At 63.8% G+C, this 14,061-nt stretch carries 13 protein-coding genes and 1 tRNA gene; 8 read left to right on the plus strand and 6 right to left on the minus strand.

Annotation, left to right across the window (positions count from 1 at the left end):
* Positions 1-89 precede the first annotated feature (89 nt).
* Positions 90-2,591, plus strand: coding sequence for an EAL domain-containing protein (locus tag GA0061099_RS06585; protein ID WP_074447583.1), 2,502 nt, complete (start codon positions 90-92; stop codon positions 2,589-2,591).
* Between the two features lie 135 nt (positions 2,592-2,726).
* Here GA0061099_RS06585 and GA0061099_RS06590 read toward each other — a convergent pair whose 3' ends face one another.
* Complete coding sequence (locus GA0061099_RS06590) at positions 2,727-3,404, minus strand: LON peptidase substrate-binding domain-containing protein (protein WP_036003016.1); 678 nt, start codon at positions 3,402-3,404, stop codon at positions 2,727-2,729.
* A gap of 105 nt (positions 3,405-3,509) precedes the next feature.
* A complete protein-coding gene (gene trxA, locus GA0061099_RS06595) occupies positions 3,510-4,433 on the minus strand; it encodes a thioredoxin (RefSeq protein ID WP_025033093.1) in 924 nt (307 codons plus the stop codon).
* A gap of 271 nt (positions 4,434-4,704) precedes the next feature.
* Here trxA and GA0061099_RS06600 point away from each other — a divergent pair.
* The 6 genes from GA0061099_RS06600 (at position 4,705) to GA0061099_RS06625 (ending at position 9,369) form a co-directional block, all read left to right on the plus strand.
* A tRNA-Gly gene (locus GA0061099_RS06600) sits at positions 4,705-4,779 on the plus strand.
* Positions 4,780-5,051: 272 nt separating this feature from the next.
* Entirely contained in the window at positions 5,052-5,306 is a 255-nt protein-coding gene (locus GA0061099_RS06605) for a hypothetical protein (protein WP_036003012.1), read from the plus strand.
* Positions 5,303-6,031 carry a Fic/DOC family protein gene (locus tag GA0061099_RS06610; RefSeq protein ID WP_036024255.1) on the plus strand — a complete coding sequence of 243 codons (729 nt, stop codon included), beginning with the start codon at positions 5,303-5,305 and terminating at the stop codon, positions 6,029-6,031. The genes GA0061099_RS06605 and GA0061099_RS06610 overlap by 4 nt, the downstream gene beginning before the upstream one ends.
* Complete coding sequence (locus GA0061099_RS06615; protein WP_074447584.1) at positions 6,028-6,927, plus strand: NAD-dependent epimerase/dehydratase family protein; 900 nt, start codon at positions 6,028-6,030, stop codon at positions 6,925-6,927. Before GA0061099_RS06610 ends, GA0061099_RS06615 begins: the two co-directional genes overlap by 4 nt.
* 381 nt (positions 6,928-7,308) lie before the next feature.
* Positions 7,309-8,583, plus strand: a complete 1,275-nt coding sequence (locus tag GA0061099_RS06620; RefSeq protein WP_036024254.1) for a PQQ-dependent sugar dehydrogenase — start codon at positions 7,309-7,311, stop codon at positions 8,581-8,583.
* 192 nt (positions 8,584-8,775) lie between these two features.
* Positions 8,776-9,369 (plus strand): c-type cytochrome, encoded by a 594-nt coding sequence (locus tag GA0061099_RS06625; RefSeq protein WP_036024264.1) that lies wholly within the window; start codon positions 8,776-8,778, stop codon positions 9,367-9,369.
* A gap of 86 nt (positions 9,370-9,455) precedes the next feature.
* Here the strand turns inward: GA0061099_RS06625 and panE are convergent, their stop codons facing one another.
* The 4 genes from panE to GA0061099_RS06645 form a co-directional block, all read right to left on the minus strand.
* Entirely contained in the window at positions 9,456-10,379 is a 924-nt protein-coding gene (gene panE / locus GA0061099_RS06630) for a 2-dehydropantoate 2-reductase (RefSeq protein ID WP_036024252.1), read from the minus strand.
* 99 nt (positions 10,380-10,478) lie between these two features.
* Positions 10,479-11,087, minus strand: a complete 609-nt coding sequence (locus GA0061099_RS06635; RefSeq protein ID WP_193374950.1) for a 2-hydroxychromene-2-carboxylate isomerase — start codon at positions 11,085-11,087, stop codon at positions 10,479-10,481.
* A 101-nt stretch (positions 11,088-11,188) separates the two neighbouring features.
* A complete protein-coding gene (locus GA0061099_RS06640; protein ID WP_074447585.1) occupies positions 11,189-12,538 on the minus strand; it encodes an MATE family efflux transporter in 1,350 nt (449 codons plus the stop codon).
* Positions 12,539-12,626: 88 nt separating this feature from the next.
* On the minus strand, positions 12,627-13,223 hold the full coding sequence (locus GA0061099_RS06645; protein ID WP_109141984.1) for a DUF2239 family protein: 597 nt from the start codon (positions 13,221-13,223) through the stop codon (positions 12,627-12,629).
* Between the two features lie 151 nt (positions 13,224-13,374).
* On the opposite strand from GA0061099_RS06645, the gene GA0061099_RS06650 reads away from it, so the two are divergent.
* Positions 13,375-14,040 (plus strand): glutathione S-transferase family protein, encoded by a 666-nt coding sequence (locus GA0061099_RS06650; protein ID WP_036002974.1) that lies wholly within the window; start codon positions 13,375-13,377, stop codon positions 14,038-14,040.
* Positions 14,041-14,061 lie beyond the last annotated feature (21 nt).

Below are 14,061 nucleotides of genomic sequence, written 5' to 3' on the forward strand. Positions count from 1 at the left end.
ATCAGGCGCGGCACAAAATTAACGCGAAGGGCGATTAGCCGGTCCAGCATCGACAAACATCAACAATATCGACGATGGGGCGAAACTGAATGTTCCGCGTTTTCTCCTGCCTTACGGCCGAACACGATTGGCGGCTCGTCGTGCTCGCTGCTCTGGTCTGCTTCGTTGCCAGCATCGTCGCGGTCAGCATCTTCCACCGCGCGATCGCAACGCGCGGGAGAACCCGGTGGATCTGGATCGCCATTGCCGGTGCGGCCATCGGATACGGCATTTGGGCTACGCATTTCGTCGCGATGCTCGCCTACGAGCCCGGGGTCACGACGGGCTACGGCATCGTGTTGACGGCGTCCTCTCTCGCGGCGGCAATGCTGCTGACCTCGGTCGGCTTCGGCGTCGCGGTCGTCACGTCCGGCCGCTGGCGCGCGGCGGCTGGCGGCGTCATCATCGGTGGCGGCATTGCCAGCATGCACTATCTCGGAATGTGGGCGCTCGAAGTGCCGGGCCGAGTCTCCTGGTCCGTGGACCTCGTGCTCCTCTCCATCGTTCTGGGCATGTGTTTTGGCTACGCTGCGCTGGCGGCAGCGCTCACCCGTCAGGGTTATAGCGGCACGCTGGCAGCCGCCACCCTGCTGACGCTCGCCATCGTGTCGCATCACTTCACGGCCATGGGCGCCGTGCAGATCACACCGGATCCGGCGCTCGCGACCGATACGCTTTCGCTGTCTCCGGCCTTCCTCGCGCTCGCCATCGCCGGCGTCGCATTGTCCGTGCTGGGCATGAGCCTGATCGGAGTGCTGGCCGATCGTCGTCTGGCGACCAGAACCGCCAGGTTCGAGGAGATCATCAGCCAGCTCTCCATCGCCCGGCAGCAGCTCGAAGGGTCGCAGAACGAGCTCAAGGAACAGAAGCTGAGGCTGGACACGGCCATCAACCATATGGTCGAGGGCCTTTGCATGTTCGACGCCGGGAAGCGGCTCGTCATCTGCAACGAGCGTTACGCCCGTTTGTACCGGCTGCCGCCGGAATTGCTGCGTGCGGGAACTCCGCACCGCGACATCATCCGTCATCGCGTTACCAGCGGCATACTCGAAGGCGAGGCCAGCGATTTCGCCGCCGAACGGCAGATCGCCAGGCTCGAAGCACTGCCGATCCATGCCGTCTCGAGCCGCATCGATGCGTTCGCCGATGGGCGGCTGATCTGCGTGACGCGGCAGCCGATGGCCGGCGGCGGCTGGGTGGCTACGCATCTGGATGTCACCGAGCAACGCCGGTCCGAAGCGAAGATCACCTACATGGCGGAACACGATGCGCTCACCGAGTTGCCGAACCGCGTGCTGCTCAAGGCGCGTCTGGAGCCTGCACTCGCCGATACGCGTGGCGGAAATCTCCATCTGGCGGTTCTCCTGCTCGACCTCGACCGCTTCAAGGAGGTCAACGACACGCTCGGACATCCGGCGGGCGACCTGCTGCTGCGCTCAGTCGCGGCGCGCTTGCTGGATTGCATCAGGGAGACGACGTTCGTCGCCCGACTGGGCGGCGACGAATTCGCAATCGTCGACTACGTGACCAATCCGGCTGCGGACGCGGCCTCTCTCGCCGAGGCGATCCATGGCGCGCTCAGCGAGCCGTTCGATCTCGGCGATCATCAGGTCATTGTCGGCACCAGCATCGGGATCGCCCTTGCGCCCCGAGACGGCGCCGATTCCGACACGATCCTCAGGAGCGCAGATCTTGCCCTCTACTCGGCCAAGAGCGGCGGACGTGGTGCATTCCGCTTCTTCGAGCCGGAGCTGGACCGGCTCCTGCATGCGCGCCGCAACCTGGAGCGGGATCTGCGGAAGGCGCTTGCGAGGAGCGAATTCGAGCTCCACTACCAGCCGTTCGTCAATTTGAAGAGCGGCGAGACCTGTGGCTTCGAGGCGTTGCTGCGTTGGCATCACCCCGAGCGGGGTCTGGTCTCGCCCGGCGAATTCATTCCCGTCGCGGAGGAAACTGGCTTGATCCTGCCGCTGGGGGAGTGGGTGTTGAGAACCGCCTGTGCCGAAGCGGCAAAATGGCGTTCCGACCTGAAGATCGCGATCAACCTGTCTCCAGCGCAATTCAGGAGCAAGGAGCTCGTGTCGACGATCGTGAGCGCACTGGCGGCGTCGGGGATTGCTTCAGACCGGCTCGAGCTCGAGGTCACCGAAACCGTCATCATGCATGACAGCGGGACCGTATTCGCAGCACTCAGCCAGCTGCGCGAGCTCGGGGTGCGGATTGCCCTCGACGATTTCGGCACCGGCTATTCGTCGCTCAGCTTTCTGCAGAAGTTTCCCTTCGACAAGATCAAGATCGATCGCAGCTTCGTCAGCGAGCTGTCCAGTCCGATGGAGGAGCCCCATCGGATCGCGCGGGCCGTGGTCCAGTTCGCCACGAGTCTCGGTAAGACGTCCACCGCCGAAGGCGTCGAAACCGCCGAGCAGCTGGACATCCTGCGCCAGGAGGGCTGCGTCGAGGCCCAGGGCTTCCACCTCAGCCCGCCGATACGGGCCTCGACGGTCGCACGGCTTGCGGATCGAAAGGCCGAGGCCGGCGAGTTTGCCGCATAGAGCATGATCCGGACCCGAAGGGCCGCGTCAGCGCAAAGTGTGTAGCGGTTTCCGAAAAGATCATGCTCAAACCAAAAAACCCAAAGCGCGATGAGGATTTATCCTAATCGCATCGCGCTTTGGGTCGCTTGACGATCACTGCAGCGGCGGGTCGCCGCTAGTGCGCTTCTTGGCGAGGTCCATCTCGGTGACGGCGATCAGGATCTCGGCGCGGGTCTTCAGGTCGGGCGCCTCCAGCATGGCCTGCTTTTCCGCGGGGCCGTAGGGCGACATCATCGCGAGCGCATTGACGAGGGCTTCATTGGGCGCGCTCTCGACGCCCTCCCAGTCGACCTTGAGGTTGTTGGCCTTCAGGAAGTCCGCCAGCACCGCCAGCAGCGCCTCGCGGTCGACCTCCTCCTCGCCGCGGCGCGCGGTGAAATCGTCGACGTAGGCGAAGAAGTCCACCTTGCACTGCCGATAGGGGGTGAGCACCTCGAGCTCCTCGACCACCTTGAAGCGCGAAACGCCGGTGAGCTCGAGGATGTAGCGGCCGTCGCCGGACTCGGCGAGCTGGGTGATGCGGCCGACGCAGCCGACGCGGAACAGCGCCGGCTTGTCGGAATCCTTCCGCGAATGCGCGATGTCGGGCTGGATCATGCCGATCAGGCGATGGCCGTCGCGGAAGGAATCGTCGACCATCGAAAGGTAGCGCGGCTCGAAGATGTTGAGCGGCATCTGGCCGCGCGGCAGCAGCAGCGCGCCCGGCAGCGGGAAGACCGGAATGATCTCCGGGAGGTCGGCGGGCCCGCGATATTCGATGTTGATCGGCATCTGCCCGGTCCCCTGGCGTTGCTAGCGCATGATCCGGATCCGAAGGACCGCGTTAGCGCAAAGTGTGGAGCGGTTTTCCGAACAGATCATGCTCAAAAAAGGCCGTTACGAAAACAGGATCGTCGACAAACGTTTGCGGCCTTCGACGGTTGCATCATCCGTGCCGCCCCAGGCCTCGAAGAACTGCACCAGCTGCTTGCGGGCGCCGTCGTCGTTCCATTTGCGGTCGCGCTTGATGATCTCGAGCAGCTGCTCGGTCGCCGCCGCGCGGTTGCCTTGGGCGTTGAGCGCGGTGGCGAGGTCGAACCGGGCCTGATGATCGAGCGGATTTGCGGCGACTTTCTGTTCCAGCTCGGCGACCGGTCCAAGCGATTTCGCCTGCTCGGCGAGATCGATTGCGGTCTGCACGGCCTTCACGGCCGGGTCGTTGCGCTTGGATTCCGGCACCATGGCCAACGTCTGCTTGGCCTGCTCCATCGCGCCGGAAACGGCGTAGCACTTCGCAAGGCCCGCAAGCGCCGCGATGTTGGTGGAATCATGCTGCAGCGCCTCGGCATAGATCTGCGCCGCCGCCGCCGCGTCGCCCTCGGCGAGCACCGCGTCGGCCTCCTGCACGATCTCGGCGACGTTGACCTCGCCCGGCGCGGTGACGCCCTTGGTCAGCCGCTCGATGAAGGCGTTGACCTGGCTCTCCGGCACCGCGCCCATGAAGCCGTCGGCCGGCTGGCCGTTGACAAAGGCGATCACGGCCGGGATCGACTGGATGCCCATCTGGCCCGGGATCGCCGGATGATGGTCGATATTCATCTTGACCAGCTTGACCTTGCCCTTGGCCGCCTTCACCGCCTTCTCCAGGACGGGGGTGAGCTGCTTGCAGGGGCCGCACCATTCCGCCCAGAAATCGATCAGCACGGGCTGGCGCTTCGATTCCTCGATCACGTCCTTCACGAAGGTCTGGGTGGTGGTGTCCTTGATCAGGTCGGCCGCAGCCGGGCCCGCCGCTCCGTTACCCTGGTCGATGATCGTCACGGGATTCCCTCGTCATGTCTGGAATGGCGGCTCTTTAGCACGCCGCCGCGTCATATGCTTGTGGTCGGCTCCTAAATTGGGCCGAATGGGCCGAATTTCAATCCAGGCACCCCGATTCGCCGGTTCCGAGACGTTTCCGGTCGATTTGGCCGGCTTCGGGCTCCATACGGGGTCCGAATTGCGAATTGAGGCCGCCTGTAGCTGTTGCATTCCCCTCCCGCTTTTGGCATACGACAGCCGTTGTCGGCGCGTCACGCGACCGACACAGGATGCGGGTGTAGCTCAGTGGTAGAGCACGACCTTGCCAAGGTCGGGGTCGAGGGTTCGAGCCCCTTCGCCCGCTCCAGTTTTTCCTAGGCTGGCCTAGGAAGCGCTCTCCAACCACGGAGAGCATTGTATGAGCCTCAAAGACTCCAAAGGGCAAGCGCGAGCTGTTGTTGGGCATGAGCCGCCTCGTACGGCGATTTGCTGTCCGCGCTTGCGAGAGCGGCCTCAAACCGAGGCCGGAGCAATTTTGAAGGTCTTTCGGTAGTTTACGGGCAAGTGAAGACGCCGGGAAGGCAGCAACTCAATGGATTCTCAGGCCTTGGTTCACTATATTTGGGGAGAGGAGTTTCCATGTCTGCTCAGCGCTCCGCCACCAAGGCCCAGTATACCGCTGGTGTAATCCAGCGGTTGGCGGCCGCTAACAACGTGGCAGTGATCGCGACATCGAACGATGTCTTTGCCCATCACGTGACGCGGCTCTCCGGCGATGACGTGAATTTCGATCCTATCGAGAATACCATCGTCGCACTCCAGCGCGCCGGGATTTTGGATCGTGTCCAAGCGGTGCGTCTTCAAGCGCGCTATCTTCGCGAAAGCCGTCTGTGACGTTTGATCCGTTTGGAGATTTTGCGACGCGCGGTTATTTGCGCAACGTCGCGAAGGCCAAAGATCCCGGAATCGTTCAGCGCCTCCTGCACAATTCCTTTCTGACCGGCATCGATGCAGCCTTGGATCATCTCAAGGCGCAGCCTTCCCTAAGCTACGCCGATGTCCTCCAAACACACAAAACGCTCTTTGAAGGAGTGTTCCCCTGGGCTGGAGAGGACCGTCATACGAACGCGTCCCACATCTTCGTAAAGAAGGGCTCAGTGATCTTCGCCCATCCCAATGACATCCGCAAAGCTATCGACTACGCGTTGGAGAAGGGACAAGACGAGGCGTTCATGGCGGAAAAGCCCGGCGAAGTGATGGGCTATCTCGCCTATGGCCATCCATTCCTGGACGGCAATGGCCGCACTATCATGCTGATCCATGCGGAACTTGCGCGGCGTGCAGGCATCAGCATCGATTGGGCCGCCACGGACAAAGTTCAGTATCTCGCAGCCCTGACGCCGAAGCTCGAAGAGCCGGGCAAGGGCAAACTTGATGCTTACCTTAAGCCATTCATCCGCAAGGGCTTGGAGAGCAGCATCGCCGACGGGATCAAGGCCGCGCCGGGCCTGGACGGCGGCAACGCAGACACAGTCGCAGGCGAGACGAGCAATCCAATGCTCCAGGCGCAATACGAAGAGCAAAAAGCCAAGCGCAACGGCGGGCGAGACTTGCAATGACAATCCTGGTCACCGGTAGCGCTGGCCATCTCGGGGAGGCGGTCCTGCGGACGCTCCGTGGGCGCGGGTCGCCCGCCCGCGGCGTCGATCTCAAGCCCTCCCCCTTCACCGATGCCGTCGGCTCCATCGTCGATCCCGCCTTCGTGCGGCGCCAGATGGACGGCGTCACTGCCGTGATCCACACCGCGACGCTGCACAAGCCGCATGTGGCGACCCATTCCAAGCAGGATTTTGTCGACACCAACGTGTCAGGAACGCTGAACCTGCTCGAGGCGGCGGTGTGGGTCACCGAGGAGCTGCCATCGGTGCCGAAGAACATCTACGGCACGACCAAGCTGATGGCCGAGAACCTCTGCGAGCTGTTCTTTCGCGAGCGCGCGCTACCGATCGTGGTTCTGCGGACCTCGCGCTTCTTTCCGGAGGACGACGACGATCCGGCGATGCGATCGGCCTACACGCTGGACAACGCGCAGGCCAACGAGCTGCTCTACCGCCGGCTGGATATCGCGGACGCAGTGAGCGCGCATCTGCTCGCCGTCGAGCGTGCGCCCGGCATCGGCTTCGCCCGCTACATCGTCTCGGCGACGAGCCCGTTCGAGCAACGTCATCTCGGAGCGCTGGCGCGCGATGCCGCCGGCGTCGTGCGCGAGCTCTATCCGGAGTGCGCGCAGCTCTATGCGGCGCGCGGCTGGCGGCTCTTCCCCGCGATTGACCGGGTCTATGTCAACGAGCGCGCGCGGCGGGAGCTCGGCTGGCGACCCGAATTCGACTTCGCGCATGTGCTGCGCAGCCTGCGCGATGGCCGCGACGTCCGCAGCACGCTGGCGCGTGAGGTCGGATCGAAAGGCTACCACGACACGCTGTTCGACGACGGACCCTACCCCGTCGCCCCGTGAGCGCCGCGATTATTTTACTCGACGCTTCAAATGATTGTCCGGCGTCACCGCGCGCGGATCAACTTGCGCAGTTCTACTGTGCATGGGGTTGTTTTCGCACTTTTGTATGCCCACCCCGGCGGACCGCCTGACGACGTTGCGCGCGCGCTGTTGATTCCGCGTTGCAGCGCGAGGCGCGGTCGTCGCAGCGTTCATCCGTTCATTGACATTCCGTCTCAATTTTTGCTGCGCGCAGCCGCGCTGCATCCGGCGCGCTTCTCACGATGGGCAGATGTGCTACCCTTTTTGCGTCTGTCGTCCCGACGGGCTCAAGACTTCGCCTCTCGACTAGCAAAACAAAATAACGCGCAGCCCTGATGGCTGCCTTAGGGGAGTGATGCGATGACATCGATGTTCCATCGATCCGTGTTGGCGCTTGCAGCCGTGGCCCTTCTCGCGGGGACCGGCGCCGGCAACGCGCAGCAGCAGGACAAGAACAAGCCGCTGAAGAAATACGATTCCAGCACCAAGGAGTTCTGGACCCATCCGCCGGATGACTGGTTCCTCGGTGACGAGACCGAGGCGCAGAAGGGCCTCGCGCCGCCGTCGGGCCCGCCGACCGGCGCCTCCGACGCCGAGCTCGCCAACATCGTCAAGAAGATCAAGCTGCCGCCGGGCTTCAAGATCGAGGTCTACGCCTCCGGCGTGCTGGCCGCGCGGCAGATGGCCTGGGGTGACAAGGGCACGTTGTTCGTCGGCTCGTTCGGTCTCGGCAACGTCTATGCCATCAAGGACAACAACGGAAAGAAAGAGGTCAAGACCGTCCTCAAGGGCCTCAACATGCCCACCGGTCTCGCCTTCAAGGACGGCGCGCTCTATGTCATCGCCGTCGACAAGCTGATCCGCTACGACAACGCCGAAGCCAATCTCGACAATCTCGGCCAGGGCAAGGTCGTTTATGACGACATGCCGTCCTATGCCGCGCATGGCTGGAAGTACATCGCGGTCGACAAGGAAGGCTGGTTCTTCCTGCCGTTCGGCCCGCCCTTCAACATCGGCATTCCGCCGACCAGCGTGTCGCAGATCCGGCGCGTCGATCCCAAGACCGGCAACGCCGAAATCTGGGCGCTCGGCGTCCGCAACTCGGTCGGCGGCGACGTCGATCCGCGCACCGGCAAGCTCTGGTTCACGGAGAATGCCCGCGACTGGGTCAGCGATGATCTGCCCTCGGACAAGCTGAACATGATCAACCGGATCGGCGAGCATTTCGGCTATCCCTATTGCCATCAGGGCAATCTGCCTGACGACAAGTTCGCGATGGGCCACAAATGCTCCGAGTTCACGCCGCCCGTACTGAACCTCGGTGCCCATGTCGCACCGCTCGGCATGAAGTTCTACACCGGCGACCAGTTCCCCGCCGACTACAAGAACAACATCCTGATCGCGGAGCACGGCTCCTGGAATCGCCACAAGTACCAGGGCGCGCGCATCGTGCGGGTGATCGTCGGGCCTGACGGCAAGAACCCGAAGCGGGAGGTCTTCGCCTCCGGCTGGCTCGAGGGTGACCAGGGCTATCTCGGCCGTCCCAACGACATCATCATCGCCAAGGACGGATCAATCCTTGTGGCCGACGATTGGGCCGGCGCGATCTATCGCATCAGCTACAGCAAGAAGTAGCGCGATCGGACGCAGAGGCTGCGGCGGCCGGGAGGTGCCGCAGCCTCCTTAATTCTAAAATCTCATGCTGTCGTTCCGGATTGCGCGGTAGCGCAAGTCCGGAACCCATAACCCCGGCTCGTGGTTATGGATTCCGGGCTCGTGCTCCGCACGCCCCGGAATGACGAGCTCGATAGATCGGAATCCTTCCCCATGCGCCGGCAGTTCATTTCGCACGCAATCAGCGTGTTTGCGCTCCTGACGCTCGGCGCCTTCCCAGCCGAAGCCGCCGACAATGCCGCGATCAAGGAGAAGGCCGCCGCCTGCTCCGGCTGCCACGGCGAGAACGGCATTTCGCAGACCGAGAACATCCCCTCGCTCGCCGGCCAGCCCGATCAATTCCTGCAATGGCAGCTCGTGTTCTTCCGCGCCGGCGCGCGCAAGAACGATCAGATGCAGCCGATCGTGGAAGGGATCACCAACGAGGACATCCGCAATTTTGGCGCTTACTTCGCCTCGCTGGCGCCGCCGAAGGGACCCGAAGACGGGGATCCCGACCTGTCGAAGAAGGGGGCGCAGGTGGCCGCCGGCCGCCGCTGCGCCTCATGCCATACCGACAGCTATGCCGGCACCAAGGCGGTGGCGCGGCTCGCGGGGCAACGTGAGGAATATCTCGTCAAGGCGCTGCACGATTACAAGGCCGGCCAGCGTGTCGGCGGCGGCGTCGCCGCGATGGCCGACGTCGCCTATCACATGAGCGATGAGGAAATTACCGCCGTGTCGCACTATCTCGCGCATTTGAAATAGCGCTGAGCTGTTTCGGCAATCGCAGCTCGTCATCCGGGGCTCGCGCGGCGCGCGCCCCGGGACGACACCGAATGTGTGGTTACGCCCTACCCCGCCCGCTGCCTCTCATATGCCTTCAGATGCGTATACGCGATGCGCAGCTTCGGCACCGGCACCTTGGCCGCGTCGGCGCGCGCGATGAGATCGCCGATGACGTGGTCGGCCTCGACAGGCAGGCCCGCCTTGATGTCGCGGAACATCGATGCCGTCAGCGGCGAGCCCTCGGTGGTGAGATTGCCTTTGACGCGATCGAAGAACGGGCCGCCCGGCGGATAGCCGGACGCCGTGGCAACCGCGCTGGTCTCATCCAGCATGCCGAGCAGGAACTCCCGGCCGCCGGGCGCGGCGAGGATATTGCCGACGGAAGTCCGCATCAGGCTGGTGCTTGCAGCGAGCGAGGACAGGAACACCCACTTCTCCCACATGTCCTGCATGATGTTCTGGCTGGCGCTGGCGCCATGGATGCCGCTCTTGAAGGCCTCGTCGATCGCCTTCACCCGGTCCGACATCCCGCCGTCGCGCTCGCCGTAGCTGAGCGACTGCATCGGCTGGAGCTGCACCACCTCGCGCTTCTCGTTCAGCGTGGCCGCAATGGCGCAGAGGCCGCCGAGTACGCGCTCCTTGCCGAACTTCGTGTCCAGCGTGTCGAGATGCTTCATGCCGTTGAGCATCGGGATGATTGCGGTGTTCGGCCCCACCGCGGGGGCGAACGACTTGATGGCATCGTCGAGGTCGAATGCCTTGCAGCTGAGCAGCACGACGTCGAACGTGTCCTTGATTGCGTCGGCCTGAACCGTCGGCGGGTTCTTCAAGGTCACATCGCCGTTCGGGCTCTTGATAACGAGGCCGGCGCTCGCGAGCTCGTCGGCGCGGCGAGGCCTAACCAGGAAGGTCACGTCGCGGCCGGCCTGCAACAGCCTGCCACCGAAATAGCCGCCGATGGCGCCGGCGCCGACCACGAGGATGCGCATGGGAGAACTCCGCTTTTACTATTGGCGAATGGCGAATAGGGAGTAGCGAATAGTGGGCGCGATTTCCACTCGCTATTCGCTACTCGCCATTCGCGCGCTTCACTTTCCCGACACCATCTCCTCGACCTCGCGCAACTGCTCCTTGCCGAAGAACATTTCATTGCCGACGAAGAAGGTCGGCGAGCCGAAGGCGCCGCGGGCGACCGCCTCCTCGGTGTTCTTGATCAGCTTGGCCTTCACCTCGGGTTCCCCGGCGCGGGCGAACAGCTTTTGCGCATCGAGACCAGACGACGCCAGCGCCTTCGCCGCGATCTCGGGATCGTCCATCTTCTTCGGCTCGCGCCACATGTGGTGGAAGGTGGCCTCGACATATGTCTCGAACACGCCCTCGAGCTGCGCTGCGATCGCTGCGCGCATCAGGTTCAGCGTGTTGACGGGAAAGTGCGGATTCCAGACATAGGGCTGGACATGGAAGCGTTTGATGAAGCGCTCGGTCTCGACCTGCTGGAACTCCCGCTTGTTCTTGATGCCGGCGAGCGTCTCGGCCGGCGACTTGTTGTTGGTCGACTTGAAGATGCCGCCGAGCAGGATCGGCACATATTCGAACTTGACGCCGATCCGCTGTTCGATGGCTGGAATCGCCAGATGGCTGAGATAGGCGTTGGGGCTACCGAAATCGAACAGGAATTGCGGGGCGGTGCGGGTCAAAATCATTCTCCCTGGCCTGGCTTTCTGAGCGGCTTTTTCTCATTGTGGCGCAGGCCGCGCCACAGGTCCATCGTTTAATGACGGTCATAATACTTTGACCGTCAGATCAGGCGCTGCATCGCCCGCTTGCGCCACACCAGATGGTAATAGTCCATCTGCAGAATCAACATGGCGCAGAACACGATGGGATAGGCGGCCCACACGCCGGTCAGGCCGACCGTGTGGCTGAGGATGATTGCAGCCGGCAGCTCGATTGCGGCGATCGCGAAGATCGACAGCAGCATCGGCGTCAACGCGACGCCGGCGCCGCGCATTGCGCCCGAGAACACCGTGGCGAGCCCGAACGGCACCGAGCTCCACAAGGCGATGTTGAGCAATCCCTTCGCCAGATCCAGCACGGCGCCGTCGGTGATGAGGATACCGAGCACCGCGCGTGGCGCGAGGTAGATCAGCGCCACCAACCCGCCGGTCAGGACGATATTGAACGCAAGGCCCATCCGCACGATGCCGTCAAGCTGGGCCCGGTCGCCGCCGCCGACGGCCTGGGCGCCGAGGATCGAGACCGCGATCGAAATCGACATCGCCGTGAACTGGGTGTAGCCCATCACCTGGTTGACGGCGCCATAGGCCGCGGTGGCATTCGAGCCGAAGCCGTTGACGAGGCCGAGCAGCACAAGCTCGGCGATCGCCATCACCACCATGCCGATCGCGCTCGGCAGGCCGATCCCGAGGACTTTGCCGAGCACGGCGCCGTTTAGTCGGAGGTGACGCAGCAGCGTCGCATCCGGCGCGAGCGCGTGCTTTCTCCGCAGCAGATAGGCAGCCAGCACGATCAGCGTCAGCGTGTTCGAGATCGCAGCCGCCCAGGCAGCACTGGTGATGCCGACGGCCGGCAATCCGAACGTGCCGCGGATCAGCATCGGCGTCAGGATCAGGCCGATCGCCGTCGACAAGGCCAGCGCCAGCAGCGGCGTCAGTCCATCGCCGACGCCGCGGATCATCGCCGTCATCAGCAGGAAGATGAAGCCGAGCGGCATCGTCAACAGCATGATGCGCGCATAGGCGCTGGCTTCATCGAGAATGTCCGCGGGCGTGGCGAGCATCACCATCAGCGGCCGGCTGAAGATCCCGCCAACGAGTGCAATCGCTATCGAGAGCAGCAGGCCGACGGCGAGTGTCGTGCCGACGATGATCTTGATCCGGCCATGCTCGCCGGCGCCGAAGGCCTGGCCGATCAGCACGGTGGCGCCGGTGCTGAGGCCCATGACGAAGGCGAACAGGAAGAACATCACCGGGAAGAACGCCGAGACCGCGGCGAGCGCGCCGACGCCGACCATCTGGCCGAGATAGACGTTGCTGACGGTGCCGAACAGCGATTGCAGCGCGTTGCTCAGCATCAGGGGTGCGAGAAAGCGGAGGAATGTGGTCCAGAGCGGCTTTGCGGCAGACATGGCATTGGCCTTTCATCAGGGCGTGCGAAGCCGTTGCCGCGCAATGCGCGGCTCGGCCGTCGATGGGGCGTGAGAAGCGGCGCGCGGCTTAAGCGCGGTCGCTGTAGGCGAGCTTGACGATGTGGTCGCGGATGTCGGTCGGCCAGTCGGCGATCAGGCCGGTGAAGCGTCGCCGGTCATCCGCGAACAGGGCGCGCGAGGCTTCCTCGAACTGCGGCAGATCGCCGGCCATGGTCGACATAAAGTGGTAGGCCGCATCGCGCGCCTGCCGCTCGCGGTCCTTGTCGCCGCTGGCGCGCCTGGCTTCGTCGACGAGCTTGCGCAGCGCGACCGAAGCGCCGCCGGCCTGTGCGTTGAGCCACTCCCAGTGCCGCGGCAGCAAGGTCACCTCGCGCGCGACCACGCCGAGCTTCGGCCGGCCGCGACCGCGCGGCTCTGCGGGTGCTTCGGTCGCCTCAGCCGACGGCGGGACAAGCTTCGCCAAGCGCGCCAACACCTCGCGATCTCCACCACGCAGATCGAAGTCGATCGATCGGCCCGTGGCGTCCTCGAAGATGATGATTGGCTCGTCCGGCTGTGACGCCACCCGCTTGACGACCAGCGCGACCTCTCCAGCCGGCCCGGACACCAGGCGACGTTGTCCCTGGAAAGCGGTGAAAAATTTCTGCATTGGAATCATTGCCATTTTGACGATGCTGGGTTTCTTAATACCCGGGTAAATTACTCGCGTCAATATACCCGGATAAAAATATCCGCAGCGACGGCTCGACAATGTGTTCCCGGGCTGGCACCAACGGCGCGGCCGATGACCACGACCAAGCCTTGAGGACCCCGCGATGCTGACCGTTCACCACCTCAACAATTCCCGCTCGCAGCGCGTGCTGTGGCTGCTCGAGGAGCTGGGCGTTCCCTACGAGATCGTGCGCTATCAGCGTCAGCCGGACATGCGCGCGCCGAAGGAGCTGCGCGCCATCCATCCGCTCGGCAAATCGCCCGTCATCACCGACAACGGCAACACCATCGCCGAGTCAGGCGCGATCATCGAATATCTCATCGCCACCTATGGCAACGGGCGGCTGATCCCGCCGCCGAACACGCCGGAGCGGCTGCGCTACACCTATTGGCTGCACTATGCGGAAGGATCCGCGATGCAGCCGCTGCTGCTCAAGCTGCTGTTCACGCTGATGCCGAAGCGTGCGCCGGCCCTGCTGCGCCCGCTGGTGCGCAAAGTCTCCAACCAGGCGCTGACCGCGCTGGTCAATCCGCAGCTGAAGCAGCACATGGACTATTGGGAAGGCGAGCTCGGCAAGAGCGAATGGTTCGCCGGCAGCGAGTTCACCGCGGCTGACATCCAGATGAGCTTTCCGCTCGAAGCCGCCCAAGCTCGCGGCGGCCTCGAGCAGGGCCATCCCAAGGCGATGGCGTTCCTGGAGCGCATCCACGCCCGGCCTGCATATGCGCGCGCGCTGGAGAAGGGCGGGCCGTATCAGGTCGGGCGGTAAGCTCCCTTACCCCGTCATTCC

The organism is Bradyrhizobium yuanmingense (assembly GCF_900094575.1).
GTDB lineage: Bacteria > Pseudomonadota > Alphaproteobacteria > Rhizobiales > Xanthobacteraceae > Bradyrhizobium > Bradyrhizobium yuanmingense.

Excerpts from the sequence above, each read along its gene's own strand:
- GA0061099_RS06585 (WP_074447583.1), top strand. The coding sequence starts at position 90 with ATGTTCCGCGTTTTCTCCTGCCTTACGGCCGAACACGATTGGCGGCTC.
- GA0061099_RS06590 (WP_036003016.1), bottom strand. The coding sequence starts at position 3,404 with ATGCCGATCAACATCGAATATCGCGGGCCCGCCGACCTCCCGGAGATC.
- GA0061099_RS06605 (WP_036003012.1), top strand. The coding sequence starts at position 5,052 with ATGTCTGCTCAGCGCTCCGCCACCAAGGCCCAGTATACCGCTGGTGTA.
- GA0061099_RS06615 (WP_074447584.1), top strand. The coding sequence starts at position 6,028 with ATGACAATCCTGGTCACCGGTAGCGCTGGCCATCTCGGGGAGGCGGTC.
- GA0061099_RS06620 (WP_036024254.1), top strand. The coding sequence starts at position 7,309 with ATGACATCGATGTTCCATCGATCCGTGTTGGCGCTTGCAGCCGTGGCC.
- GA0061099_RS06625 (WP_036024264.1), top strand. The coding sequence starts at position 8,776 with ATGCGCCGGCAGTTCATTTCGCACGCAATCAGCGTGTTTGCGCTCCTG.
- panE (WP_036024252.1), bottom strand. The coding sequence starts at position 10,379 with ATGCGCATCCTCGTGGTCGGCGCCGGCGCCATCGGCGGCTATTTCGGT.
- GA0061099_RS06640 (WP_074447585.1), bottom strand. The coding sequence starts at position 12,538 with ATGTCTGCCGCAAAGCCGCTCTGGACCACATTCCTCCGCTTTCTCGCA.
- GA0061099_RS06645 (WP_109141984.1), bottom strand. The coding sequence starts at position 13,223 with ATGGCAATGATTCCAATGCAGAAATTTTTCACCGCTTTCCAGGGACAA.
- GA0061099_RS06650 (WP_036002974.1), top strand. The coding sequence starts at position 13,375 with ATGCTGACCGTTCACCACCTCAACAATTCCCGCTCGCAGCGCGTGCTG.